General features: G+C 66.1%; 17 protein-coding genes. 9 read left to right on the top strand and 8 right to left on the bottom strand.

What is annotated here, in order from left to right:
* Nucleotides 1-63 precede the first annotated feature (63 nt).
* From KBA48_RS19230 to KBA48_RS19210, 5 genes are read left to right on the top strand one after another with little or no spacing between them, the layout of a single operon-like run.
* A complete protein-coding gene (locus tag KBA48_RS19230) occupies nt 64-1,020 on the top strand; it encodes an alpha/beta hydrolase (protein WP_292909339.1) in 957 nt (318 codons plus the stop codon).
* 47 nt (nt 1,021-1,067) lie between these two features.
* Nucleotides 1,068-2,384: a tetratricopeptide repeat protein gene (locus KBA48_RS19225; protein ID WP_292909337.1), complete on the top strand. Its 1,317-nt coding sequence runs from the start codon at nt 1,068-1,070 to the stop codon at nt 2,382-2,384.
* Nucleotides 2,381-4,924 carry an ABC transporter substrate-binding protein gene (locus tag KBA48_RS19220; protein ID WP_292909335.1) on the top strand — a complete coding sequence of 848 codons (2,544 nt, stop codon included), beginning with the start codon at nt 2,381-2,383 and terminating at the stop codon, nt 4,922-4,924. Before KBA48_RS19225 ends, KBA48_RS19220 begins: the two co-directional genes overlap by 4 nt.
* Nucleotides 4,921-5,721, top strand: a complete 801-nt coding sequence (locus tag KBA48_RS19215) for an ABC transporter permease (protein WP_292909333.1) — start codon at nt 4,921-4,923, stop codon at nt 5,719-5,721. The genes KBA48_RS19220 and KBA48_RS19215 overlap by 4 nt, the downstream gene beginning before the upstream one ends.
* A complete protein-coding gene (locus KBA48_RS19210) occupies nt 5,718-7,316 on the top strand; it encodes an ABC transporter ATP-binding protein (RefSeq protein WP_292909331.1) in 1,599 nt (532 codons plus the stop codon). The genes KBA48_RS19215 and KBA48_RS19210 overlap by 4 nt, the downstream gene beginning before the upstream one ends.
* Here KBA48_RS19210 and KBA48_RS19205 read toward each other — a convergent pair.
* From KBA48_RS19205 to KBA48_RS19175, 7 genes are all read right to left on the bottom strand, one after another.
* A complete protein-coding gene (locus tag KBA48_RS19205) occupies nt 7,304-8,299 on the bottom strand; it encodes a P1 family peptidase (protein ID WP_292909329.1) in 996 nt (331 codons plus the stop codon). The genes KBA48_RS19210 and KBA48_RS19205 overlap by 13 nt on opposite strands.
* On the bottom strand, nt 8,296-9,702 hold the full coding sequence (locus tag KBA48_RS19200) for an amidase (RefSeq protein ID WP_292909327.1): 1,407 nt from the start codon (nt 9,700-9,702) through the stop codon (nt 8,296-8,298). The genes KBA48_RS19205 and KBA48_RS19200 overlap by 4 nt, the downstream gene beginning before the upstream one ends.
* A gap of 184 nt (nt 9,703-9,886) precedes the next feature.
* Nucleotides 9,887-10,945 carry an amidohydrolase family protein gene (locus KBA48_RS19195; protein ID WP_292909325.1) on the bottom strand — a complete coding sequence of 353 codons (1,059 nt, stop codon included), beginning with the start codon at nt 10,943-10,945 and terminating at the stop codon, nt 9,887-9,889.
* A 16-nt stretch (nt 10,946-10,961) separates the two neighbouring features.
* Nucleotides 10,962-12,404: an NAD-dependent succinate-semialdehyde dehydrogenase gene (locus KBA48_RS19190; RefSeq protein ID WP_292909323.1), complete on the bottom strand. Its 1,443-nt coding sequence runs from the start codon at nt 12,402-12,404 to the stop codon at nt 10,962-10,964.
* A 31-nt stretch (nt 12,405-12,435) separates the two neighbouring features.
* Nucleotides 12,436-13,896 carry a carotenoid oxygenase family protein gene (locus KBA48_RS19185; RefSeq protein ID WP_292909321.1) on the bottom strand — a complete coding sequence of 487 codons (1,461 nt, stop codon included), beginning with the start codon at nt 13,894-13,896 and terminating at the stop codon, nt 12,436-12,438.
* Nucleotides 13,897-13,933: 37 nt separating this feature from the next.
* The gene (locus tag KBA48_RS19180) at nt 13,934-15,262 is read right to left on the bottom strand and encodes an MFS transporter (RefSeq protein ID WP_292909319.1); all 1,329 of its coding nucleotides are present in this window, start codon (nt 15,260-15,262) and stop codon (nt 13,934-13,936) included.
* Between the two features lie 58 nt (nt 15,263-15,320).
* The gene (locus tag KBA48_RS19175; RefSeq protein WP_292909317.1) at nt 15,321-18,197 is read right to left on the bottom strand and encodes a TonB-dependent receptor; all 2,877 of its coding nucleotides are present in this window, start codon (nt 18,195-18,197) and stop codon (nt 15,321-15,323) included.
* A 571-nt stretch (nt 18,198-18,768) separates the two neighbouring features.
* On the opposite strand from KBA48_RS19175, the gene KBA48_RS19170 reads away from it, so the two are divergent.
* Nucleotides 18,769-20,190 carry a carotenoid oxygenase family protein gene (locus KBA48_RS19170; protein ID WP_292909315.1) on the top strand — a complete coding sequence of 474 codons (1,422 nt, stop codon included), beginning with the start codon at nt 18,769-18,771 and terminating at the stop codon, nt 20,188-20,190.
* A gap of 46 nt (nt 20,191-20,236) precedes the next feature.
* Here KBA48_RS19170 and KBA48_RS19165 read toward each other — a convergent pair whose 3' ends face one another.
* A complete protein-coding gene (locus KBA48_RS19165) occupies nt 20,237-21,583 on the bottom strand; it encodes an MFS transporter (protein WP_292909313.1) in 1,347 nt (448 codons plus the stop codon).
* Between the two features lie 357 nt (nt 21,584-21,940).
* Between KBA48_RS19165 and KBA48_RS19160 the strand changes: the two genes are divergently transcribed.
* The 3 genes from KBA48_RS19160 to KBA48_RS19150 form a co-directional block, all read left to right on the top strand.
* Nucleotides 21,941-22,441 carry a MarR family transcriptional regulator gene (locus tag KBA48_RS19160; RefSeq protein ID WP_292909311.1) on the top strand — a complete coding sequence of 167 codons (501 nt, stop codon included), beginning with the start codon at nt 21,941-21,943 and terminating at the stop codon, nt 22,439-22,441.
* Nucleotides 22,442-22,587: 146 nt separating this feature from the next.
* On the top strand, nt 22,588-23,142 hold the full coding sequence (locus KBA48_RS19155; RefSeq protein ID WP_292909309.1) for a nuclear transport factor 2 family protein: 555 nt from the start codon (nt 22,588-22,590) through the stop codon (nt 23,140-23,142).
* On the top strand, nt 23,142-23,823 hold a 682-nt coding region (locus KBA48_RS19150), incomplete at its 3' end, for an alpha/beta hydrolase (RefSeq protein WP_292909307.1). The genes KBA48_RS19155 and KBA48_RS19150, both read left to right, overlap by 1 nt.

The following is a 23,823-nucleotide window of genomic DNA, read 5'->3' as shown; positions in this document are numbered from 1 at the left end:
AAATGGGCGGGTTACGGTTGGCCGTGATCCGCCCTACACTTCATGCACAAGGGGAGACGGGAGATGAAGATCGTGGCGGTGATTGCGGGCATCCTGCTGGTTCTGGTGCTGATCGCGGCCGGCGGCTGGCTGTATCTGCGCGCACCCGATATTCCGGCGGCGGATCTGCAGGCGCAGTATGGCCGGCCCAATTCCCGTCATATCGATCTTTCAGGCGGGGTGCGGCTGCATTACCTGGAAAGCGGGGCCGCCAACGCACCTGTCGTCTTCCTGGTCCATGGTTTCGGGGACAATGCCTTTTCCTGGGATGGCTGGACGCAGGTCCTGTCGGCGACGCACCGGGTCATCGCGCTGGACCTGCCCGGACATGGGATGACACAGGCACCGTCCGATTTTCCAGCGGCACCCGACCGCTATGCCGATCTGGTGGAAGAGTTGGCGGGCACGCTGGGGCTGGGTCGCATCGCCATTGCAGGCAACTCCCTGGGCGGGGCGGTGTCCTGGCAATTGGCCGTGCGGCACCCGGACCGGCTGTCGCACCTGATCCTGGTGGATGCCGGGGGCTGGCCCTCGGCCACGCTGAAGGACCCGCCGCTGGCCTTCAAGTTGATGCGATACCAATGGGGCCGGGATTTCATCGCCTCCATCGACAATAAGCCGCTGATCCGCGAAGGACTGAAGCGTGACGTGGTCGATCAGTCGGTCCTGACCGAGGACTTCATTCAGCGTTGGGCCGACCTGCAGCGCCTGCCGGGTCACCGGCCCATCCTGATGTCGCTGAAGCCCGGTGCGCTGGCGGCATCTAACGAACTGCTGTTCGCCATCAAGGTGCCGACCCTGATCCTGTGGGGGGCGGAGGATCAGATCATCGAGGTTGATGGCGCCCATAAGTTCAAGGCGGCTATTCCCCAGGCCGAGCTGGTCATCTACCCTGCGGTTGGTCATCTGCCGCAATGGGAGATCCCGGCGAAATCGGCGGCTGACGTTGTCCGCTTCCTGGACCGCAACAAGGGTGAATGATGGCAAAGGACCTGCTGGGAAATTCCGTTACGGTTCCGGATGCGTCGTTGCCTGCGGTCAATGATTTCGTAGGCGGCATGATCGCCTATGAGGCGCGCGCGCTGACCATCCTGGACGCGGCGACGGTGCCTGACGCGCCGGCGCTGGTCCATTTCTATGCGGGTTTCCTGAACCTTCTGGCCGAGGCACCGGGGGCCGCCGATGCCGCCCGTCCGCATCTGGTGGCGGCCCGCCTGTTTCTGGCTACGGCCAACGATCGGGAAACCCGTCTGGCGGACGCGCTGGCCGCCTGGATCGATGATGATATCGACGCAACCGTCGCCATCCTGTCCGCCATCCTCGCCGATTATCCGCGTGATCTGGCGACGCTGAAGCTGCTGCATTACCACCAGTTCAATCATGGTGATTTCCCCGGCATGCTGCGCGCGGCGCAGGTATCGGCGGCGGCCGACCCCGACCTGCCTTATCTGGGCGGTTGCCTGGCCTTCGCCTATGAGCAGTTGCACCTGCTGGACGATGCGGCGGCGACGGCGCGGGCGGGGCTGGCCATCGTGCCCACCGATCCCTGGGCACAACACGCCCTGGCCCATGTCTGGCTGACGCGCGGACAGGTGGCGGAGGGGCTGGCAGCGCTGACCGGCTGGTCGCCGGGCTGGCAGGGGCTGAACAGTTTTATGGTCACCCATCTCTGGTGGCATCTGGCCCTGTTCCATCTGAGCCGGGGTGACGTGGTCCGGGTGCTGGAGATTTACGACACCCATGTCTGGGCCCATGCCCGCGATTATTCGCAGGATCAGGTGGGGGCCGTGTCGCTGCTGGCGCGGGTGGAACTGGCCGGTTATGCGGTGGGCGAACGCTGGGCGGAACTGGCACCCTATCTGGCGCTGCGTGCCGGTGATGTGGTGCAGCCGTTCCTGTCGGTCCAATATGCCTATGGTCTGGCACGGGCCGGGCGGGCGGAGGCCGACCCGTTGCTGTCCGCCATCGCCGATGCCGCTGAACACGGGCCCCTGCACAGCCGCGCGACGTGGCGGGATGCGGCGTGGCCGCTGGCACGCGGGCTGGTGGCCCTGGCGCGCGGCCATGCGGCGGCCGCCTTGCCGCTGCTGTCCGATGCCGTGCCGCGCCTTTCCCGGCTGGGTGGCAGCCACGCGCAGCGCGACCTGTTCGCTCAGTTCCTGCTGGAGGCGCAGATCAAGGGCGGGGCCTGGGTGGAGGCGCAGCAATCACTGGAACTGCGCCGTGCCGTCGATCCCGACAATGTGCCGCTGAACCGGGCGCTGGCTGACCTTTATCGTCGTCTGGGCCTACCGCAACTGGCCGAACAGGCGCAGGCCCGCGCCGGCGGGTGGGCGGCGGCATGAGGCTGCTGCGGCACTGCCTGCTGACCCTTCTGGTCCTGCTTCTGCCGCTGGCCGTGCAGGCGGCGTCGCGTGATACGCTGCGTGTCGGCCTGCAACTGGAACCGCCCAACCTGGACCCGACCAGCGGGGCGGCCACGGCCACCGACGATGTCGTCTATGCCACCATCTTCGAGGGGCTGACCCGCATCGCCGCCGATGGCACGATCCGGCCCTTGCTGGCCAGCGGTTGGACCCTGTCGGATGATGGCCGCTCCTACCTGTTCGATCTGCGGCCGGGTGTCCATTTCCATGATGGCAGCGTGCTGACCGCCGAGGATGTGGTGTTCAGCCTGACCCGTGCCATCGGCCCCACCTCCACCAATGCCCAGATGCAGGCGCTGCGGGCGATCACCCAGATCACGGCCACGGGGCCGCTGCAGGTGCGCATCGACCTGGCGGAGCGCGATTCCGCCTTCCTGACGCTGCTGAGCCTGGGTGATGCGGTCATCGTGTCGCGCGCCACGGCCGATGCGCTGGCCACCAGCCCGGTGGGAACGGGGCCGTTCCGCTTTGCCGGCTGGCGGCGGGGCGACGCCGTGACATTGGAACGGTTCGATGGCTATTGGGGCCGCCCGGCCCGCCTGTCGCGGTTGGTCTTCCGCTTCATTGCCGATCCCAACGGTGCCTATGCCGCCATGCGGGCGGGCGACCTGGACCTGTTTCCGGATTTCCCCGCACCGGAGGTGCTGGGCCAGCTTGCCGCCGATCCGCGCCTGAAACTGGCCATCACCCCGTCGGAAGGGGAGGTGATCCTGGCGATCAACCAGCGACAGGGCCCCCTGGCTGATAGCCGCGTGCGCCGCGCCATCGCGCTTTCCATCGACCGGCAAGCCATCATCGATGGGTCGATGTACGGGTATGGGACACCCATCGGCAGCCATTTCCCGCCGCACAGCCCGGATTATATCGACCTGACGGGCCTGACGCCGCACGGCCCGGCCGCCGCCCGGCGGCTGCTGGCCGAGGCGGGGTATGGCCGCGGCCTGGACCTGACCCTGAAGCTGCCACCCCCGGCCTATGCCAGGCGGGGCGGGGAGATCGTGGCGGCGCAACTGGCCGCTGTCGGCATCCGAGCCCGCATCGTCAATGTCGAATGGTCCGCCTGGCTGGACGAGGTCTATAAGCGCCACGATTTCGACCTGACCATTGTCAGCCATGCCGAACCCTTCGATTATGCAATCTATGGCCGCCAGGACTATTATTTCGGCTATGAAAGCCCCGCCTACCGCGCCTTGCTGACCGACCTGAAGGCCGCACCCGATGCGGCCGCACGCCACCGCATACTGGGCGACCTGCAACGGCGGCTGGTCGATGATGCGGTGAATGGCTTCCTTTACCAGTTTCCGCATCTCGGGGTGCAGGACCGCGCCCTGACCGACCTGTGGGTCAATTCCCCCAATCAGGTCGTGGATTATGCCGCCGCGCATTACGGCGCCGGTGATGCGGCGGGGGCCGGGCCATCATCGGCGGCGGCGGGTGACGGGTGGGGCATCTGGCTGCTGTGGGGGGCGCTGGTCCTGCTGCTGGGGGCCGCCATCATCGGTTTCGGGCCGTCTTATGTGCTGGCGCGGCTGTCGGTGCTGGCGGGCACGCTGCTGGGCGCCACCCTGGTGATCTTCGCCCTGGTGCAGGTGGTGCCGGGCGATCCCGCCACTGTCATGATGGGACTGAACGCCAGTCCGGAGGCCATTGAGAATCTTCACCGTGAACTGGGCCTGACGGGATCGATCCCCGCCCGCTATCTGGATTGGGTCGGCGGGCTGCTGCGGGGCGATTTCGGCATCTCCTATACCTACCGCGTGCCGGTGGCCGACCTGATCGGGGAACGGCTGTCACTGTCGCTGCCGCTAGCACTGTTATCGGTGCTTCTGTCGGTCATGATCGGGTTGCCGGCGGGATATCTGGCGGCGGTGCGGCAGGGGGGATGGCTGGACGGGGTCCTGTCCTGGATCATGCGGGTCGGCATCGCCGTGCCCGGTTTCTGGCTGGCCATCCTGCTGGTCTTGGGCTTCGCGTTGGGCCTGGGCTGGTTCGCGGCCGGCGGTTTTCCGGGCTGGGCGGCCGGTCCAGGTCCCGCCCTGTCGGCCCTGACGCTGCCCATCCTGGCCCTGGCCTTGCCGCAGGCCGCCATCCTGGCCCGCGTGGCGCGGGGCGCCCTGATCGAGACAATGCACAAGGATTTTGTGCGCACGGCGCGGGCCAAGGGCTTGAGCCGGGCACAGGCCATCCGCCGCCACGCCCTGCCCAATGCGCTGGGTCCGGTGCTGACGGTGCTGGGGCTGCAGGTGCCGTTCCTGCTGGCCGGCGGGGCGATCGTGGAGAATGTGTTTTCCCTGCCCGGCCTGGGGCGGCTGGTGCTGCAGGCCATTGCGCAGCGTGACCTGATCGTCGTGCAGTCAGTCGTCGTGTTGCTGGTCGGCTTCACGGTCTTCGCCTCGCTGCTGGTGGACATGGCCTATGCGCTTGTCGATCCGCGCCTGCGGGACGGGAGGGCGGCATGAACGCGTTACGGGCCGGGTTGCTGCTGACGGGGGTGTTCGTGGCGGCGGGTCTCTTGTCGCTGGTCTGGACCCCCCATGACGTGACGCAGGTCGATATCGGCGCGCGCTTGTTGGCGCCATCGGCGGCGCATCCGTTCGGCACCGACCATCTGGGCCGTGATCTGCTGTCGATGATCCAGGCCGGGGCGGCGGTGTCGCTGTCCGTCTCGCTGCTGGGTGTGGGGGCGGCGCTGCTGCTCGGTGTGCCGCTGGGCCTGCTGGCGGCGGCGCGGGGTGGATGGGTGGATGAGGCGCTGATGCGCACGGGCGATCTGGTCTTTGCCTTTCCCTGGCTGATGCTGGCCATCCTGCTGGCCGCCACCCTGGGGCCGGGCGCGTCGAATGCCGTGCTGGCCATCGCCATCCTGAACATCCCGGTTTTCGCCCGCCTGACGCGCGGCGAGGCGCGGCGGCTGTGGCAACTGGATTTTGTTGCGGTCGCACGGCTGGCGGGCAAGGGCAAGGCCCGCATCTCCGCCGAACATATCCTGCCCAACCTGTCGGGTCCGCTGTCGGTGCAGGCGACGATCCAGTTCTCCCTGGCGCTGCTGGCGGAGGCCGGCCTGTCCTATGTCGGCCTGGGTGTGCAGCCGCCCGCCCCTAGTTGGGGGCGCATGCTGGCCGATGCGCAGACACTGATCGGGACCGCGCCCTGGCTGGCCATCGCACCGGGTTTGGCCATTCTGCTGGCCGTGTTTGGCCTGACCCTGATCGGTGACGGGCTGGCCCGGCATCTGCGGCGGGGGGAGGGGGCATGAATATCTTGTCCTTCCAGGATGCCGGCATCCGTTACGGCGACCGGCCGGCCCTTTCGGGCCTGACGCTGGATGTGGCGCCGGGCGAAATTGTCGGCCTGATCGGCGAGTCCGGGTCGGGCAAGTCCACGGCGGCCCTGGCGGCCATGGGTCTGCTGCCGGATGGCGCGTCGGTTACGGGCCGTGTGCTGCTGGACGGGCGGGACTGGAGTGGCCTGAGCGAGCGCGAGGGCGACCGGCTGCGCGGCCGGGTGGCCGGCATGATCTTTCAGGAGCCGCTGACGGCGCTGAACCCCACCCTTTCCATCGGGGCACAGGTGGCGGAGGCGGTGCGCGCGACCCGTGGCCTGGGCCGCCGAGTGGCGTGGGTGGCGGCCCAGGCGTTGCTGGCGCGTGTGGGCCTGAACATTTCCGCCCGGCGCTACCCGCACCAATTGTCGGGTGGTCAGCGGCAGCGGGTGGGTATCGCCATCGCTATTGCCGGTGGGCCCCGGCTGCTGATCGCCGATGAGCCGACCACGGCCCTGGACGTCACCACCCAGGCCCAGATCATGGACCTGATCGTCCGGCTGGTGCGGGACGACGGTATGGGCTTGCTGCTGGTCAGCCACGATCTGGGGCTGGTTGCGCAGGTGGCCGACCGGATCGCCGTGCTGAAAGAGGGAAGGCTGGTCGAACAGGGGGCGGCCATGGAGGTGCTGTCGCGACCCACAGCGCCCTATACATGGTCGTTGCTGGACCGGTCCCGGCACCGGCCTTTGCGGGCCCATGCCATTGACCCGGCCGCCCCGCCCGTGCTGTCGGTCACCGGCCTGACGCGCACCTATAGTGGGGAACGTCAGGGACTGTTCGGCCGGGGTGCCCCCGTTCACGCGGTCGCCGATGTCAGCTTCACCATTGCCCCCGGTGAAACCCTGGGTGTCGTGGGGGAAAGCGGTTCGGGCAAGTCGAGCCTGCTGCGCTGTGTCCTGGGTCTGGATCGGCCACAGGCGGGCACGATCCTGCTGAACGGGCGGTCGGTGCAGGACAGCCGGGGGACCGAATTGCGGGGGCTGCGCCAACAGATGCAGGCGGTATTCCAGGATCCGGCCGGCAGTTTTAATCCGCGTCAGAATGTCGGGAGGATCGTGGCGGAACCGCTGCACCTGCTGGACGAACCGCTGACCATGGCGCAGCGGCGGCAGCGGGTGGAACGGGTGCTGTCGCTGGTCGGCCTGTCGCCGGATGAAGCTGACCGGTACCCCCATCAATTCTCCGGCGGGCAGCGGCAGCGTATCGCGCTGGCCCGCGCTCTGATCGTGGAACCAAGGCTGGTGGTGCTGGACGAGGCGGTATCGGCGCTGGATGTGTCGATCCGGGCCGACATCCTGGACCTGTTGGCCCGGCTGTCGGCGGAACTGGGCCTGGCCTATCTGTTCGTCTCACACGATCTGTCGGTGATGCGGGCCGTCACCGACCGGGTGCTGGTGATGAAGCAGGGGCGCATCGTGGAACAGGGGCCAACGGTACAGGTCCTGTCGCACCCACAGCATCCCTACACGGCACAATTGCTGGCCGCGACGCCCGATCTGGACCGGGTGCTGGCTCAGCGTGCGTGATGCACGCCGCGCGCGATGGCGCGGGCCAGCACGTCGGCGGCGGCGGAACCGATGCGGGCGGCCTGCCACGCCCGGGTCCGTTCGTCCCCCAGCGGCACGGCCCCGCTGCCGATGGCGAAAACCAGATCGCCATCGAACGGCGTGTGGACGGGCCGGATGGCGCGAGCCAGACCGTCCTGGGCCATGATGGCGATGCGCTTGGCCTCCAGCTTGTCGATGGCGGCATTGGTGGCGACCACCGCCAGAGTCGTGTTGGCGCCGGGGTTCAGCCGGCCCAGTTCACGCAGGCGCGTGACATCGGGCGTGGGGTCGGTGGCTGGCGGGGCGTCGGCGGCGGGCCGTTGGCTGCCAAACTCTCCGTCGATCTCATAGGGCCAGGCCCAGAAGGTGCGACCGTCGGGCATGAAGACGGAGCCGACGGGATTGACCGCCACCAGGGCCGCCACGATCAACCCGTCACCGAGGTCCAGAGAGGCGGTGCCGATGCCACCCTTGACATAGCCGGCCATGGCGCCGCGCCCGGCCCCAACCGACCCCAGGGCCACGTCCGTCCCCGCCGCCGCCACGGCGGCCGCGCCTAAGGCGCGGTAAGGCGAGACCTCCCCCCAATTCTTGTCGCCTGGATTGTTCAGATCGTGCAGCACGGCGGCGGGCACGATGGGGATGGCGCGGCCACCGGGGCGCAGGCGCAGGCCGACATCGCGTTCCGACAGGTAACCCACCACCCCGTCCGCCGCCGCCAGCCCGAAGACCGATCCGCCGGACAGCGTGATGGCATGGATGCCGCCCACAACATTTTCCGGTGCCAGGGTTTCCGTTTCCCGCACGCCGGGGCCGCCACCCCTGATATCGACCGCCGCCACCCACTGGCCGCCGCAGCGGATGACGGTCACGCCGGACCCGATCTTCTCATCAGTGGCGTGGCCGACCAGCAACCCGTCAATGTCGGTGATGCTGTTGCGGGGGCCGGGGCGCAAGTTCATGGCTTCACCTGTTGGCACCAGGGTGTGGCCCAGGGCCGTTGCACCGGGCGGATGGTCTCGTAAAAGCGCGAGAGGCGCAGAACGCCGACATCGTCGAACCGCCGGCCCACGATCTGCAGCCCGATGGGCAGGCCGGTGTCGGTATAGCCGCAATTGATGGAGGATGCCGGATGATCCGACATGTTCCAGGCCACGGTGAAGGCGATATGTTCGAAGGGGCGGGCGGGGTCGTTGACGGGACTGGCCCATTCCGCCGGGAAAGCGGGAACCGGGGAGGTGGGCGACAGGATGAAGTCCAGCCCATGGAAAACATCCCGCGCCGCCTCCTTCATCCGCAGCACCTGTTCCTGGCCGGTATAGACATCCATGGCGGTATAGGCATGGGCCGCCGCCACCCAGTCGCGGATATAGGGCAGGATCAGCACTTGGCGTTCCGGTGGCAATTGCTGCATTTCATGCAGGAACCGCGTCCGCCAGAACCGGTCCAGCCCGTCCAGCATCGCACGGCTGATCACCGGCCCCACCGGTTGCACCACGGCACCCGCATCGGCCAGCGCCTGCGCCGCCGCCATTACAGCCCGGGCGACCTCCGCTTCCACCGGCAGGCCGCAGCCGGCATCCAGCATTAGGCCGATGCGTAGCCCCTTCACGTCGATATCCAGATCCTGCCAGGGCAGGTCGGCTGGCGGCAGGGACATGTGGTCACGCTCATCCGGCCGGGACAGGACCGACATCATCAGGGCGCTGTCTTCCACACTGCGCGTCATCGGTCCGGCGACGCGGCCGTGATAGGGCGGGTCGATGGGGATGCGGCCATTGCTGGGCTTCAGCGCGAAGATCCCACACCAGCCAGCGGGCAGGCGCACCGACCCGCCAATATCGGTGCCGACATGCAGCGGGCCATATCCCGCTGCCGCCGCGACCGCAGCCCCGGCGCTGGATCCGCCAGGGTTGAGCCGAACGTCCCAGGGATTGCGCGACAGACGGTGGAAGCTGGATAGTCCGGACGACAGCATGCCGTAATCGGGCACCGTGCTGCGGGTGAAGATGATGGCACCAGCCTCCCGCAACCGGGCCGCCGGCGGTGCATCGGCCGCTTGCGGCACCAGTTCGGTGGCGGCAGTGCCCAGCGGCTTTGGGAAGCCCTTGGTGGCGATCAGTTCCTTGATGGTGACGGGCACTCCGTCCAGCGGCCCCAGCGGTTGGCCCGCCCGCCACCGCGCTTCTGCCGCCCGCGCCTCCGCCAGGGCATTGTCCGGCTCGGCGGCCCAGGTGGCGGCCAGCAGCGGCTCTGCCGCTTCCATCCGGTCCAGCACGCTGCGCATCACCTCCACGGGGGACAGTGTGCGCTGCCGGAAAGCCGCCAGCATCGGGACGGCGCCGAGGTTGCAAGGGTCGGTCATGCGGTGCAGCCTAAATCCGCTGGCTGAGCCGATGCAAGCAACCGATTGATATTTGAGGGTCAGGAATGCCCGGTGCTTCCTGATTGACGCCGGTCACTTTCCCGACTGGCATCCCCTACAGGCGCTTGCACCCCGGCGGCCGGACGACATCCGGCCACCGGGGTGCGTGCCAGGCGGGTTGGTGTTACCTGATCTTGAACAGTTTCTCCGCATTGGTCTGGAAGAATTTACGCTTCACTTCCAGCGGCATGTCCATGGAATCCAGGGCCATCACCTCTTCCACCGGGCACTGGTAGGGATAGTCCATGGCGTAGAGCACACGATCCTCGCCCATCACCTTCTGTGTGAACTTGATTGCCTCTTCCCAGGCGACGCCGGAATTGGTGATGTGGAAATGTTCGCGCAGATAGGTCGAGACCTTGCCCTTCTTCAGGGCCTTCATGCACTCATACCGGCCGGTGCGCACCCCGGCCCCATGCATGAAATCCAGGCGGTAGAGCCAGAAGGGCAGGGCCTCGCCCATATGGCCAATGATGATCTGCAGTTTGGGGAACCGGTCCAGGGCGCCGGACGTGATCATGCGCAGCGCATGCATGCCCGTTTCCACGCCGAAGCCGAAGATGGCCCCGTCCAAACCGGCTTCCAGCAGCGGGCCGATCATGGCGGCCGGCGGTGTGTTGGGGTGGATATAGAGGGGGACGTCCATCGCCTCGATGGCTTCCAGCACCTCGTTGAACTTCGGATTATCCAGATATTCGCCCAGGATGTGGCTGTTGATCAGAACGCCGGACAGGCCCAGCTTGCCGATGGCGCGTTCCACCTCCCGCGCGGCCGCCTTGGGGTTCTGGGGGGCGCAGGCGGCCATGCCGCTGAAACGGGTGGGGTATTTGGCGATGGCTTCCGCCAGCCGGTCGTTGGCCGTTTCCGCCACCATGGTGGCCCGGTCGGCATTGCGGATGACGTTGGTGCCGGGCGCCGTCAGGCCCAGGATCTGACGGTCGATACCGCGTTCATCCATATGGGCGATGCGCTGTTCGCCCAGATCCATCAGGGCGTTGGCGACAAAGCGCGGCCGTTCGGCCGGATGGTCCAGATAATAACCGATCAGGCTGAGAAAGCCCGGATCGACATCGGGGGCCACCAGTTCCTCGCGGAAGGCCGCGATCAGTTCGGGCGTGGTGAAGGCTTCTTCGGTCGCGATGCGCAGATAGCCCTGGGCGCCGCCGGTCTTGGGCATGGTCATGGATCGACCCCTGTCTTCAATGCTGATGAATGGTCTTGGTGACGAGGCAGGCGGCCAGACCTTCCGGCCCGTCCTCCGACCCGTGGCCGCTTTCCTTGACCCCGCCGAACGGCGCGTCAGAGGCGGCGAGTGCCGTGGTGTTGATGCCCACCATGCCCGCCTCGATGGCGTCACCGATCAGGTTGGCGCGGCGCGCATTCTCCGTGAAGGCGAAGGACGCCAGGCCGTAGGGCAGCCGGTTGGCCTGTTCCACGGCGTCGTCCAGGGTGGCGAAGGGCGTGGCGACCACCACGGGGCCGAACGGTTCCTCATTCATGATGCGGGCACTGTTGGGCACATCGGACAGTACCGTCGGCTGCCAGAAGAAACCCTTGCCCTCGATCGCTTCGCCGCCCGTACGGACCCGTGCGCCATGGCTGACGGCATCCTGGATCAGGTCGGCGATGGCGGCCGGGCGGCGCGGGTTGGCCATCGGCCCCATATTGGTGTCGGGTGCCAGACCGTTGCCGACCTTCATCTGCGACATCCGTTTTGCATAGGCCTCCACGAACCGGTCATAAATGCCTTCCTGGACATAGAACCGGGTGGGGGAGACGCAGACCTGGCCGGCATTGCGGACCTTGCTGTTGGCCAGCATCTCCACCGTCCGGTCGAAATCGCAATCGTCGAAGATGATCACAGGCGCGTGGCCGCCCAGTTCCAGGGTCGTCACCTTCATCGTGTCGGCGCACAGCCGCATCAGATGCTTGCCGACGACCGTCGATCCCGTAAAGCTCAGCTTGCGGATGATGGGGCTGGCCAGCAGATGGCGCGACACCTCGTCCGGGACGCCGAAGACAAGCTGCACGACATCGGACGGGCAGCCCGCATCGATCAGCGCCTGCACCACGGCCATGGCCGAGGCCGGGGCCTCCTCCGCCGGCTTCAGGATGACGGAGCAGCCGGCGGCGATGGGCGCCCCCAGCTTGCGGCCCGGATTATGGACGGGGAAGTTCCAGGGCGCGAAGGCCGCCACCGGCCCCACCGGCACCTTCATCACCAGCGAGCGCTGGCCCGCCGGACGGACCAGCACGCGGCCATAGACCCGGCGCGCTTCCTCGGCGTAGAAATCGAACAGGCCGGCGCAGGCGATGGTTTCGATGCGGGTTTCGGCCAGGGTCTTGCCTTCCTCCCGCGTGGCGTTGCGGGCGATCACATCGGCCCGTTCGCGCAGCAGCCGGGCGGCATCGCGCAGCACGCGGGCCCGGTCATCGACCGATGTCTTGCTCCAGGTCCGGAAACCACGGTCGGCGGCGGCCAGCGCCCGGTCCAGATCGGCGGCCCCGGCCAGGGGCAGCTCGCCAAGGGTTTCACCATTGGCCGGGTTGATGACGGTGTGGCTGCGGTCGGCCCGCATGATCCATTCACCGTCGATATACATGCCGAGTTTGGGATAGTCGGCGGAAGTCTGGTCAACCAAAATTGATCCTCTCGGTCGCACGAAGGGGAGATCAGGCGACGCTGGCCTGGGCCGGTGCCCAGTTGCCATGCAGGCCCTGACGGATGCGGAAGGGCAGGCCGATGGTCGCGATGGGACCGGCCGCCAGATGGAGGGCGTTGAACAGCAGCAGGCGGGAGGTGTGCTCCACCAGCCGGTTCTCGATCACCACGATGTAACCATCGCCTTCGGCCGTGGAGCCGGGGCGCGGAATGAAGGCCGGTTCCTGGAAGGAGGAGGTGGAGCCGACCCAATAGGTGTCGGTCTCCCCCGTTTCCAGGTCGATGCGGCCCAGCGTGTTCATCATCAGGCCCGACGCGCTGCGCCCGCCCGGCAGGTCCACGGGCTTGGTCATGTCCTGCACAAGCTGCCAGCCATAGCGGTTCTTCACCCCGGCGAACCGGTCGTCGATGCGGGGAAATTCACCCACCAGACCGGCGAGCGGCGCCATGTGGATGTCGTCGCTGTTGGCGCTCATATCCACGGTCCAGCGCGTCATGGTCGCGGCGGCCTCGTGCGGTTGGAACGGCGCCCCTTCGGTATCGGGGAAGAATGGGAACATGTTGCCCTTGGCCATGGGCACGTCGAAATGCACCTTGCTGCCATCCTCATGCGCATTCATGACGTGGCTGGCAAAGCAGGTGGGGGCGGAGAACCAGCGGATATCCTCGGCCCCGCCATTGCGTGGCAGCACGCCCAGATGCACGGGCCGGCCCCGGTCGAAACCGAAATGCGGCAGTCCGGCCTTCAGCCGTTCCCAGGACCCGACAATGGGTACCACATGGAAGACGACGTAATTCTCGGTAAAGCCGAAGTCGTGCATCATGCAGTAATAGGGGATCTCGAACCAGACCTCGTTCGTGATCTTCCCGTCGGCGCTGATCGTGTAATAGACCATGTCGCGGGTACACAGGCCCTTGGCGGCATAGCCGAAGCTCAACATCTCGCCGGTGCGCGGGTCGATCTTGGGATGGGCGGAGAAGGTCTGCGATGTCATGGCCCCGCCGAAATCATAGGTCGGGTCCAGTGTCTCCAGCGTTTCCGGGTCCATGATGACGGGCGGGCTGTCCTCCTTCAGGGCGAACAGCTTGCCGGCATGGACAAGCACATTGGTGTTGGCGGTACCGCGCACCTCTCCCTGCACGCTGTCATCATCGGTCAGGGGGTTGCGGTAGGCGCCGAACAGGGCGCGGCCCGCCTGACGTTCCAGCGTGAATTTGTCGGTACGGACCCAGCGCTGCTGCAGGGCGACATTGCCGTCCTTGAACCGGAACCGTGTCACCATGCCGTCGCCGTTGAACCAGATATCGTCGCCGGCCAGCGGCGGGAATTGCGGGTCCGGCGCCACGCGGTAGAAGCTGCCATCCAGTTCCGGGGGAACCGCGCCGTCCAGCACGGGCAGGTGGCGGACTTCCGCCTCTACACCCGACGGGGCGAAGAAACCGGTGAAGTTGGGCGTGTTGGGAAACTTCATGATAGGCCCCTTGCACGGAAAGTTTCAGGACGGATGGTCATGGGCGATCCTCCGCCGCGATGGCGCGGGCGGCCAGCCCGTAATGCAGGGCGGCCCAGGCATAGAGGCCGATGCTGGCCAGCAGGGCGCTGCGCACCCCGATGGCCGAGGCGGCGGCCGCATCGGTGACGCCGGAGGCGGTGGCGAACAGATCGCTGAGCAGGCCCAGCAGCGGCGGCCCGAAGCCCACACCCACCATGGTGGAGACGAAGAAATAGACAAAGGCCGCCGTGGTCCGCTGCTGTGGCGCCACCATGTTCTGGAAGGCGACCAGCGTGGGTACCGAATGGAAGAACAGGAACACGCCGGCGATGGTGATCAGGGTCACCGCAACGACAGGATTGCCCAGCCCATAGCCGGCCAGATAGAGCGGCACGCTGACGGCGATGCCCCAGAAGGGCAGCAGCGCATACCAGCGCCGGCCACGTCTGGCGATGAAATCGATACCGAAGCCCCCCAGGCTCATGCCCGCCGTCGATGCCGTGGTGCTGATGATCGCCACATAGAGGGCGGTCGTGGTCAGTGGCAATTCGTGGACACGCATAAAGAAGGGTGCGGTAAAGGCCCCGCCCGCGAACAAAGCCATGCTGGCCAGGGCCAGACCGGCCAGCATGTGGCGGAAGGCCGGGCGGCGGAACATCTGCGCGAACACCTCCCGCGTCCTGGGCGGGGCGGAACCGGATGGAGGCATGCTAGCCCCCGCCAGCCGGTCGCTATGCCCACGCGGCGGATCGCGCAGCAGCAGGCGGAACAGCAGGGCGACCACCAGACCGGGCGCACAGACCAGCATCAGGGCAACGCGCCAGCCGTAATCCCGCGCCAGCCAGGCCGCCACGACGGAGCCCAGCAAGGCCCCCACCGGGGCGCCCAGCCGCATCACGGTCAGGGCGAAACCCCTGCGGTGGGGCGGGAAATGGTCGCCGATCAGCGAGGTGCAGGGCGCCTGGACCCCGGCCTCCCCGATGCCGACACCGATCCGGCAGAGGAACAGGGCCCAGATATTGGTCGCCATGCCACAGAGCAGGCTCATCACCGAAAAGATGGCGACCGAGACGGAAATGATGGTGACGCGGTCGCGCCGTTCGGCCAGCCGGGCGATGGGCAGGCCCAGCGTGGAATAAAGAATGGCAAAGGCCAGACCGCCCAGCAGGCCGAACTGGAAATCGGTCAGCCCCAGATCCTTCTTGATCGGTTCCGCCAATGTCTGAACGATGACCCGGTCGACATAGGCGAAGGCCGACACCAGCAGGATCAGCACCAGCAAGGTCGCGCGGTAACCGCGTCCGAACAGGGGATCATCGGTGGCCGGCTGTACCGGAGAGGTCATATCGGCCCCACTTTCTTACCTTGAAAGCGGGGAGGCCAGGCGGCCTCCCCTTGCTGGATCAGAAGGAGAAGCGGAAGCCGGCCTTGAAGGTGCGGCCGATGCTGTCATAGAGGACCGGGTTGGTCACACCGAAGCTGGACGGCAGGTCGTTGGGCGGATCGCGGTCGAACAGATTGTTCACGATGCCGAACAACTGCACCTTGGTGTCGTTGAAGGTCAGGTCATACTGGGCGTTCAGGTTGAACAGCCAGTAATCGTTGACGCGATTGTCGCTGATGCTGTTGGCCAGGGTCGCGCTGTAGCCGGACTGGTGCGGGCCGATCAGCGTGGCGTTGTAGACACCGCGTGAGATGTAGCGTGATGTCAGAGTGCCGCTGAAATCACCCTGCGCATAAGTGGCGCTCAGCGTGCCGGTGAAGGTCGGCAGGCCCGACGGCTGTGACGTGGGCGCGCCGTTCATGCCGGCCCGGTTCACCGACGCCCCCGTCGCATCAATGGTGATCAGGTCGAACAGGTACGTGCCCAGCGCCCGCAGGGTCAGGTCGCCTTCGCCCAGGGCGATCTTGTAACGGGCCTCAACATCCACGCCGCGCGTCTTCAGCGTGTTCAGGTTCAGGTTGGCATTGTTGACGCTGGTGATGGTGCCAGCGGCATTTTTGGTGATAAGGGAACAAAGTTCTGTCGCGCCAGCAGCGCAGCGGTTGATGATGATCTGCCCGCCCAGGGTGGTGATGGCGCCATCCAGGCTGATGTCGAAATAGTCGGCGGAGAATTGCAGGTCATCGATGGGGGTGACAACCGCGCCCGCCGTCCAGGTCTTGGCAATCTCAGGCCGCAGCTTGGTGTTGCCGCTCAGCACCACGGAGGTCAGGGCGCTGCCGCCGGTGGCGGGATCGGTCAGGAACTGGAAGCTGGTGCTGGCCGGGGCGTTCAGTTCGAAGAAGTTGGGCGCACGGATGTCACGCGACCGGGTGCCGCGAACCCGCAGATAATCGGTCGGTTCCCAGGACAGGCCGGCCTTCCAACTCCACACCGAACCGCTGGTCGAATAGTCGGTCAGGCGGACGCCGCCATTGATCGACAGGCTTTCGGCCAACGGCACCGATTTCAGCAGCGGCACGCCCAGTTCGGCATAGCCTTCCTTCACCTTGATGTTCGGGCCGGAGATGGATTGGCCGGAACTGGTGATGAAGCGCAGGGCGGAGGAGATCGGATCGGTGCTGCCGGCCACGCTTTCCACGCGATATTCGGCGCCCGTGGCGAAGGAGACCGGGCCGGCGGGCAGTTCCGCGACCGTGCCGGAGATGTTGGCCGAGGCCACCTGCTGGATCAGGTGCGTCTTCTGCCAGGCCGTGCCATAGGCATAGGCGACAGCTTCCGGGGAGAAGCGGTTCTCCCCGAACAGGTTCAGCGGCTTGCATCCCGCCACCAGCGGGTTGGTCGGCGTGGTCAGGGTTGACCGGCAGACGATATTGCCGTTGGCGACACCGTTCTGGAACAGGCCCTGGTCGACCGCATCCACCGCACGGGCGAAATTGTCGGTGATCTGGGTGTTGCGGGTTTCCTGTTCGTAATTGGTGCGGCCATACTGGTAATAGGCATCCCACTGCCAATCGGCGCTGAGATCGCCACGCGCACCGGAGACGATGCGATAGGTCTCGCGTTCCACCTCCGCCACGGGCGGGCCAATATCATTGGACACGCGGCCGAAGGAGAAGCTGGTCTGGTTGGCCGTCACCAACTGCGCGCGCAGGGCCGCCGGCAGATAGGCATTGTCGCGCTGGATGGTGATGTTGCCGGTATTGCGGGCCGATGCGCCGATGGTTTCCGCGTTCGCCCGGCCATAGGAGGTCTCCAAGAACAGTTCGACACTGTCCGTGGCCTGGTACTTGGCATGCATCATGCCGGAATAGCGCTCGACCGGCGCCACCAGCGGGAAGTTGTTGTAGAAGCCGTTGACCGGATCGGCACTGCCGCCCGACTGGAACAGACCGCCATTGGAGAACGCGGGGCCAGTGGCATAGTAGGTGCCGTAATCATGGTTGAAATAGCTGCCATCGGGCCGGAACTCGATGCCGCGCAGCACACCCGAAGTGATCAGGCCACCGAAGGAGGCCGTGGCCGTGCGGGCATTGGGCAGCAGGATCTGGCGCGCCAGACCGTTGGTCTGCGGCGTCGGGTTGGAAATGGTGTTGTAGCTTTCGGCGCACCAGGACCGGCTGTAGCAGTCACCCATGCCCTTATTGTTGGAATATTCGCCGCCGATCACGACATGGCCACGGCCATCGGCGAAATCGGTGCCGCCGGCCAGGGTGGCATAGAGTTCGCGATTGTCATCCTCCTGCGACAGTCCATACTGCACGCTGCCGCGCACCCCTTGCAGACTGGTGTTCAGGATGACGTTGACGACGCCGGCAACCGCATCGGACCCATAGGCCGCGGAGGCGCCGCCGGTGACCACTTCGCTTCGTTCGATCAGGACGGTCGGGATCAGGTTCAGGTCGACGGAGCCGGACGGCGAGTTGCCGCTGCCGGCGATGGTGCTGGCGACGAAGCGGCGGCCATTGACCAGCACCAGCGTGCGTTGCGCGCCCAGGCCGCGCAGGTCGGCCAGATTGGCACCGGCATTGCTGGAGAAGATACCGACCGTCGCCGGGGTCGATTGCGGCCGGAACGAGGGCAGGGTGTTCAACAGGTCGGCGACATTGGACACGCCCTGGCGCTGCAACTCCACCTCACCCACAACCGTGACCGGTGTGGGGGCCGCGAAACCCGTCATGGGCAGGCGCGTGCCGGTGACGATGATCTCTTCCAACTGGTCGAGCGTCTGCGGCGGTGCGCCGGTGGCGTCCTGTGCGGCGGCGGGATTGGCCAGGACGGCAAGGACGGCCAGAGTGCTGGCGCCGGTCAGCCGGTGCGCCGTTGAATGCCTCATGTGGATTTCCTCCCCCTGCGATGCGCCGGACAGACACGGGGCACGGCGGCGCAAGCGCTTGTTGATTTATCAATGAGATCATTGATAGCTCAATGATGTGTGTCTTGGCAAGGGGGTGATCGGCTAAATCGACCACCCTGTTTCTGCCCGGCCCCTGCCGTGCTTTTCTGGGCGGATGCTTGAGGGGTTTCGGTTTGGTGAATCTAGATAATGTATTGTATTTATTCGATAATTTTTCATGTTTTCTGCCCAGTTGACGCATCCCATGGTATGCGATCCGGTTCCGGGCTGCCACTGAATTCACGATCGGCCCGGCTTTGCGGCCATGACCGGTCGGTTTTCGGTTTTCAAACGGGAACGGCCATCTTGGGCCGTGCCTGTTCTGGCATCGATGATCAGAAAATCCGCGCTTTGCGCATTGACAGCCGGATCATAATATTGATCATTCAATGATATCGCAATAGGGCGGCGAGTCGCGTCATGTCCGGGGCTGTGCCCCCGGCCGGCGGCGGCGATCGCTGCCCCAATCACGGTCACCCGTGAACCCGCGGATGGCCGAGGGGAGAAATCAATGGAAGTCCGTTTTCCCGACATCCCGGCCTATCACGGCTGGGCCAAGCCGCTGCGCCTGGAATCGACGGTTGAGGCGCTGGAACTGATCGACGGGGCGGTGCCGGCCGGCCTGGATGGCACCTGGTACCGCGCCGGACCGGACCGGCAATATCCGCCCATGCTGGGCACCGACATCTTCATCGATGGCGAGGGCATGGCCCACATGTTCCGCATCAAGGATGGCACCGTCTCCTACCGCAGCCGCTGGGTCCGCAATGAACGCTACATGGCGCAGGCCAAGGCCGGCCGGTCGCTGTTCGGGCTGTATCGCAACCGCTTCACCGACGACCCGTCGGTCAAGGGTGTCAGCGGCGGCACGGCCAACACCAACGTGATCTTCCATAATGGCCGGCTGCTGGTGCTGAAGGAAGATGACCTGCCGTTCGAGGTGGACCGCGACACGCTGGATCCCGTCGGGCGCTATGATTTCGGCGGAAAGGTTCGGGCCACCTCGCTGACGGCGCATCCGAAATGGTATCCCGACGATGGCCGTCTGCTGACCTATTCCTATCAGGCACGCGGTGACGGAACGCGGGACATCGTCTTCTACGATATCGATGATCAGGGCCGCATCATGGACGAAATCTGGTTCGAGATGCCCTATGCCTCCCTGGTCCATGACTTCGCGGTGACGCCGAACTGGGCCCTCTTTCCCTTCATGCCGCTGATCACGGATGCGGAAAATCTGAAGCGGGGCGGCACCTTCTATGAGTGGCATCCCGACGAGCAGGTTGTGGTGGCGCTGGTGAAACGCGGCGGCACGCGAGAGGATATACGCTGGTTCCGGGGGCCGCCGGGCTGTCTCAGCCATATGATGAACGCCTGGGAGGAGGGCGGGACGGTCCATCTGGATGCCTGCTATTACGACGGTAACTGCTTCCCGTTCTTCCCCACCCCGGAGGGGCAGCATGTCGAAGGCTGCCCGCCCTTCCTGTCGCGCCTCAGCTTCGATCTGACCAGCGACGGCGACGGGTTCCAGCGGCGGCGGATCATCAATACGCCGGGTGAGATGCCGCGTACCGACGACCGCTACCAGGGGCAGGAATGCCGGCACGGCTTCCTGATCGTGGGGCGCGGGCCGGACGGGTCATCCGCCATCGGCCGCGTGGACCTGCGGACCGGGGAGATGACGCGCTGGCGCCCCGGTCCCGGCGCCTCCGTCCATGAACCGCAATTCGTGGCCCGTTATCCCGGCGCGCCGGAGGGGGATGGTTGGCTGCTGGTCATTGTCAACCGGCTGGAAACCAATCTCAGCGAACTGGCGATCCTGGATGCCCAGGATGTGGAGGCGGGGCCGGTGGCCCGGCTTTACATGCCGATGCGGGTGCGGACGACCTTCCATGGAACCTGGGTGCCGGGGGAGGGGCTACGCACCCGTTGAAGGTGGGTTCCCGGTCTGGCGGCGGATACCGCCAGACCGGGAACCGTTAAGCCACGGCCGGCTTTGCGGCCGGTGCGCCATCGCGGCGGATCGGCTTCAGCAGCAGGACCAGCAGGGCCACGGCGACCGGCGGGATGGCAATCATGGCCAGCGTGACCTCCAGCGTGAAGGAGGAGGCCAGCGCCATGCCGCCGAACAGTGGCGCGATGATGCCGCCGATGCGGCCCGCGCCACCGGCCCAGCCCACGCCCGTGCTGCGCAGGGCCGTCGGATAGATCTGGGTCATCAGCATGTTCAGCCCCGCCTGTCCGCCCGACTGGCAGAAGCTCCAGCAGACCAGCAGCAGCACGAAGCCGACAGTGCCGAACGGCACATGACCCATCAGGATCAGCGTGGCCGCGATCCCGATATAATAAACCGGGATCAGGCGCGTGGCCCCGATCCGGTCCATCAGGAAACCAATGGTCACCGTGCCCACCATGCCGCCGATAAAGGCGGTCATGGAGACGATGGCAAAACGCTGGATCGAAACGCCGCCCATTTCCTGGAAGAAGGTGGGCAGCCAGGCCGCCAGCAGCGCGATATTGCCCATGGACAGGACACAGGCGGCGAACAGGATCGTGCTGGTACGGGCGCGCCCGTCGCGGAACACGTCGATGACATGGGCCTTGACCTTCTTGCCGCCGGTTTCCGCCGTCACGAACCGTTCCTCCCCCGTCAGGACCAGATTGCGGTCCATCCAGCGGATGGTGCGGGCGATGGCGGGATGGCTGGGGTCACGGCCGACGCGGTAGGTCAGCGATTCCGGCAGGAACAGCAACAGCACTGGCACCATGACCAGCGGCATCAGCCCGCCCAGCCAGAAACCGCTTTCCCAGCCATAATGCGGGACCAGCAGGGCGACGGCGGCCCCAGCCGCACTGCCGGCGCTATAACCCGCGATGCCGATGGCGATGAACAGCGAGCGCCAGCGTTTCGGCGTGAATTCCGCCAGCAGCGCCATGGTGGTGGGCACGACACTGGCCAGGAACAGACCCGACAGGCCGCGCAGGATGGCCACCATCATCAGCGAGGTGGAAAAGACCGTGATCGTGGTCAGCAGGCCGAAAATGATGAAAGCGATGATCAGCATCCGCTTGCGCCCGTAATAGTCGGACAGCGGGCTGATGACGAAGGCGCCGATGGCCAGCCCGGTCTGCTGCAGCACAAAGACGATGGTCATGCTGGCGGGTGTGGTGCCGAAATCCCCGGCGATGGCGGGCGCGATCTTGCCCACCATGAAGATGTCGAAACCATCGATGAACATGGCCAGCGTGGTCAGCAGCAGCACAAGGCATTGCGGCAGGCCGATCTTGCGCTGGTCGATGAAGTTCTGGACGTCGAACGCGGACATGAAGCTGCGCTCCCTCCCTCAAGGGTACCGGACCATGATCCGGCGATGTTTTATGATGGGGATGCCGGCCTGTACACGCACGGGTCAAGGAGCCGTCCGTTCCGACCAGTCTTTGATGAATCAATAATATCGCCTGCTTTGGTTCCGCGCCAGCCCCCTTGAGCATCTATCCCAAAAATGTCGTCCTTTCGATCCGGCAGCGGTGGCAGGCCGCCAGAACGCTGGAATAACATTGAATGATCAACTAACAATGGACCTGTTCAGCCGTCGCTGACACATGATCGGGATGAAAGAAGACATATGAAACGGCAGGCCAGATCGGACGCGAGCCCGGCCAGCAGCGAAGGAGAGGGCGAGGTGCCAGGCGTGGAAAACGCGGCGCCGGCCCGGGCGAAGCTTGAGCTGCCGGGGTGGAATGTCTCAAATCTGCAATTCTCCACCTTCCGCGTGACCTTGATCGCCAAGGTGATCGACCGGCTGACGATAAGGCGGCTGGCGGAGCGGGGTGAACTGACCTACGCGGAATGGCGCGTGCTGGCCCGGCTGGGCACCATGCCCGACGGCGGAACCGTGGGGCAGGTCGCCGACCTGGCCTGGGTCGACCGTGCAGAGGTGAGCCGGGCCGCCCGCTCGCTGGAGGAACGGGGATATACGCGGCGGCGGGAGAACCCCAACGACCTGCGCACCCCAATCCTCTATCTGACCAAGGCCGGACAGAAGCTCTACAAGGCGACGCTGAAGGAACGTGTGGCCTTCCATGAGTCGCTGCTGGTCGATCTGTCGCCGGAGGAGCGGGTGGTGCTGGACGAGCTTCTGTCCCGCATCGGCGAAAGGCTGGCGCACCTGGTGAAGACGTAAGCGCGGGGCGATGGTGGATTTCAAACATCATTGATCCCTCAATATAAAAGTTCATTGAACTATCAATGAATTGATGTTACGCCTGACCCCTGTTCCGCCCGGCGTCGCGCTAGCACGCGCGCGGGCCGTTTCCGGGAGAAGGATCGATGGATAAGGTCTGCTGGCCGGGCGGTGTGCCGGCTGTGATGCCTGCCGAGGATCGCGCCGAAATCACCGAATTGTTCGCACGCTATGCCTGGGGCCTGGATCTGGCCGACGAGGAGCAGGTGCTGGATACGTTCGCCGAGGATGGGGAATTTGACCATCTCTGGCAGGGCAAGGCGCAGGGGCGCGATGCGATCCGCGCCCATCTGCGCGGCCTGTGGTATGACCGGCAGCATTGGTGGTTCGGCCGCCAGCATCTGTTCAACCATTTCATCATGGATCCGCGTCCGGAAGGGGCGCGCGTGCGCTGCTTCTTCCAGATCGTCCAGTTCAACACCGATTACGGCACCAATTTCATCTTCGGCATCGGCACGCGCGATGACCGGCTGGTGAAGCGCGATGGCCGCTGGAAATTCCATCGGCTGTTCGTCAATGCCTGGACCAAGGCCGATCAGGTGCCCTGGAAGGGCGACCGGACCATGGTGCCGCGCCCATTCAATGCCCCGCCGCCTGTCGATTGCCGGCCCTTCAGCGTGCAGTCGCAGGACCCCTGGTGATGGGGGCGACGGTACATATCCATGACCGCATCCGCGCCCTGGGCACGGACTTCTCGGTCGCGCAGATCCAGGGCTCCATGGCGCTGTTCGCCCCGATGCAGCCGGCCGTTGACGAAGCCATGGTCCGGCGTGACCTGTCCTATGGGCCCGATCCGCGCCACCGGCTGGACCTGTTCGGGGGAGGGGGGGGCGGTGCGAGGCGGCCCGTGCTGGTCTTCCTGCATGGCGGCGGCTTTGTCGGTGGTGACAAGGGCGCGCCCGGTGCCGCCTTCTATAACAATGTCGGCGCCTGGGCGGCGGCCCAGGGCTGGCTGGGTGTCACCGCCACCTATCGGCTGGCCCCGGCCCATCCCTGGCCGGCGGGGGCCGACGATGTGGCGCGGCTGGTGGCCTGGCTGAAAGCGGAGGCCGCGCACCATGGCGGCGATCCCGGCCGCATCGTGCTGATGGGACAGTCGGCAGGCGCGGCGCATATCGCCTCCTATGTCGGCGGGCAGGGGTTCGCGGAGCGGGCGGCTGTGTCCATCGCGGGGGCCATCATGCTGTCGGGCCTGTATGATGTGCCCAGTGCGGCGCGCAATCCCTATCAGGATGCCTATTTCGGCACAGACCCGGCCCGTTTCGCAGCGCAATCCAGCATCGACGGGCTGGCCACCACCAGCGTGCCCTGCCTGTTCACCG

Source organism: Niveispirillum sp., assembly GCF_017996735.1.
Lineage (GTDB): Bacteria > Pseudomonadota > Alphaproteobacteria > Azospirillales > Azospirillaceae > Niveispirillum.
Note: the sequence above shows the minus strand (reverse complement) of the source record. Positions and strands in the feature narration are given on the sequence as shown.

What these genes read in the sequence shown, in the direction of transcription:
- KBA48_RS19210 (WP_292909331.1), top strand. Translation starts at nt 5,718, where the DNA reads ATGAATATCTTGTCCTTCCAGGATGCCGGCATCCGTTACGGCGACCGG.
- KBA48_RS19195 (WP_292909325.1), bottom strand. Translation starts at nt 10,945, where the DNA reads ATGACCATGCCCAAGACCGGCGGCGCCCAGGGCTATCTGCGCATCGCG.
- KBA48_RS19185 (WP_292909321.1), bottom strand. Translation starts at nt 13,896, where the DNA reads ATGAAGTTTCCCAACACGCCCAACTTCACCGGTTTCTTCGCCCCGTCG.
- KBA48_RS19220 (WP_292909335.1), top strand. Translation starts at nt 2,381, where the DNA reads ATGAGGCTGCTGCGGCACTGCCTGCTGACCCTTCTGGTCCTGCTTCTG.
- KBA48_RS19175 (WP_292909317.1), bottom strand. Translation starts at nt 18,197, where the DNA reads ATGAGGCATTCAACGGCGCACCGGCTGACCGGCGCCAGCACTCTGGCC.
- KBA48_RS19230 (WP_292909339.1), top strand. Translation starts at nt 64, where the DNA reads ATGAAGATCGTGGCGGTGATTGCGGGCATCCTGCTGGTTCTGGTGCTG.
- KBA48_RS19180 (WP_292909319.1), bottom strand. Translation starts at nt 15,262, where the DNA reads ATGACCTCTCCGGTACAGCCGGCCACCGATGATCCCCTGTTCGGACGC.
- KBA48_RS19165 (WP_292909313.1), bottom strand. Translation starts at nt 21,583, where the DNA reads ATGTCCGCGTTCGACGTCCAGAACTTCATCGACCAGCGCAAGATCGGC.
- KBA48_RS19170 (WP_292909315.1), top strand. Translation starts at nt 18,769, where the DNA reads ATGGAAGTCCGTTTTCCCGACATCCCGGCCTATCACGGCTGGGCCAAG.
- KBA48_RS19205 (WP_292909329.1), bottom strand. Translation starts at nt 8,299, where the DNA reads ATGAACTTGCGCCCCGGCCCCCGCAACAGCATCACCGACATTGACGGG.
- KBA48_RS19155 (WP_292909309.1), top strand. Translation starts at nt 22,588, where the DNA reads ATGGATAAGGTCTGCTGGCCGGGCGGTGTGCCGGCTGTGATGCCTGCC.
- KBA48_RS19215 (WP_292909333.1), top strand. Translation starts at nt 4,921, where the DNA reads ATGAACGCGTTACGGGCCGGGTTGCTGCTGACGGGGGTGTTCGTGGCG.
- KBA48_RS19200 (WP_292909327.1), bottom strand. Translation starts at nt 9,702, where the DNA reads ATGACCGACCCTTGCAACCTCGGCGCCGTCCCGATGCTGGCGGCTTTC.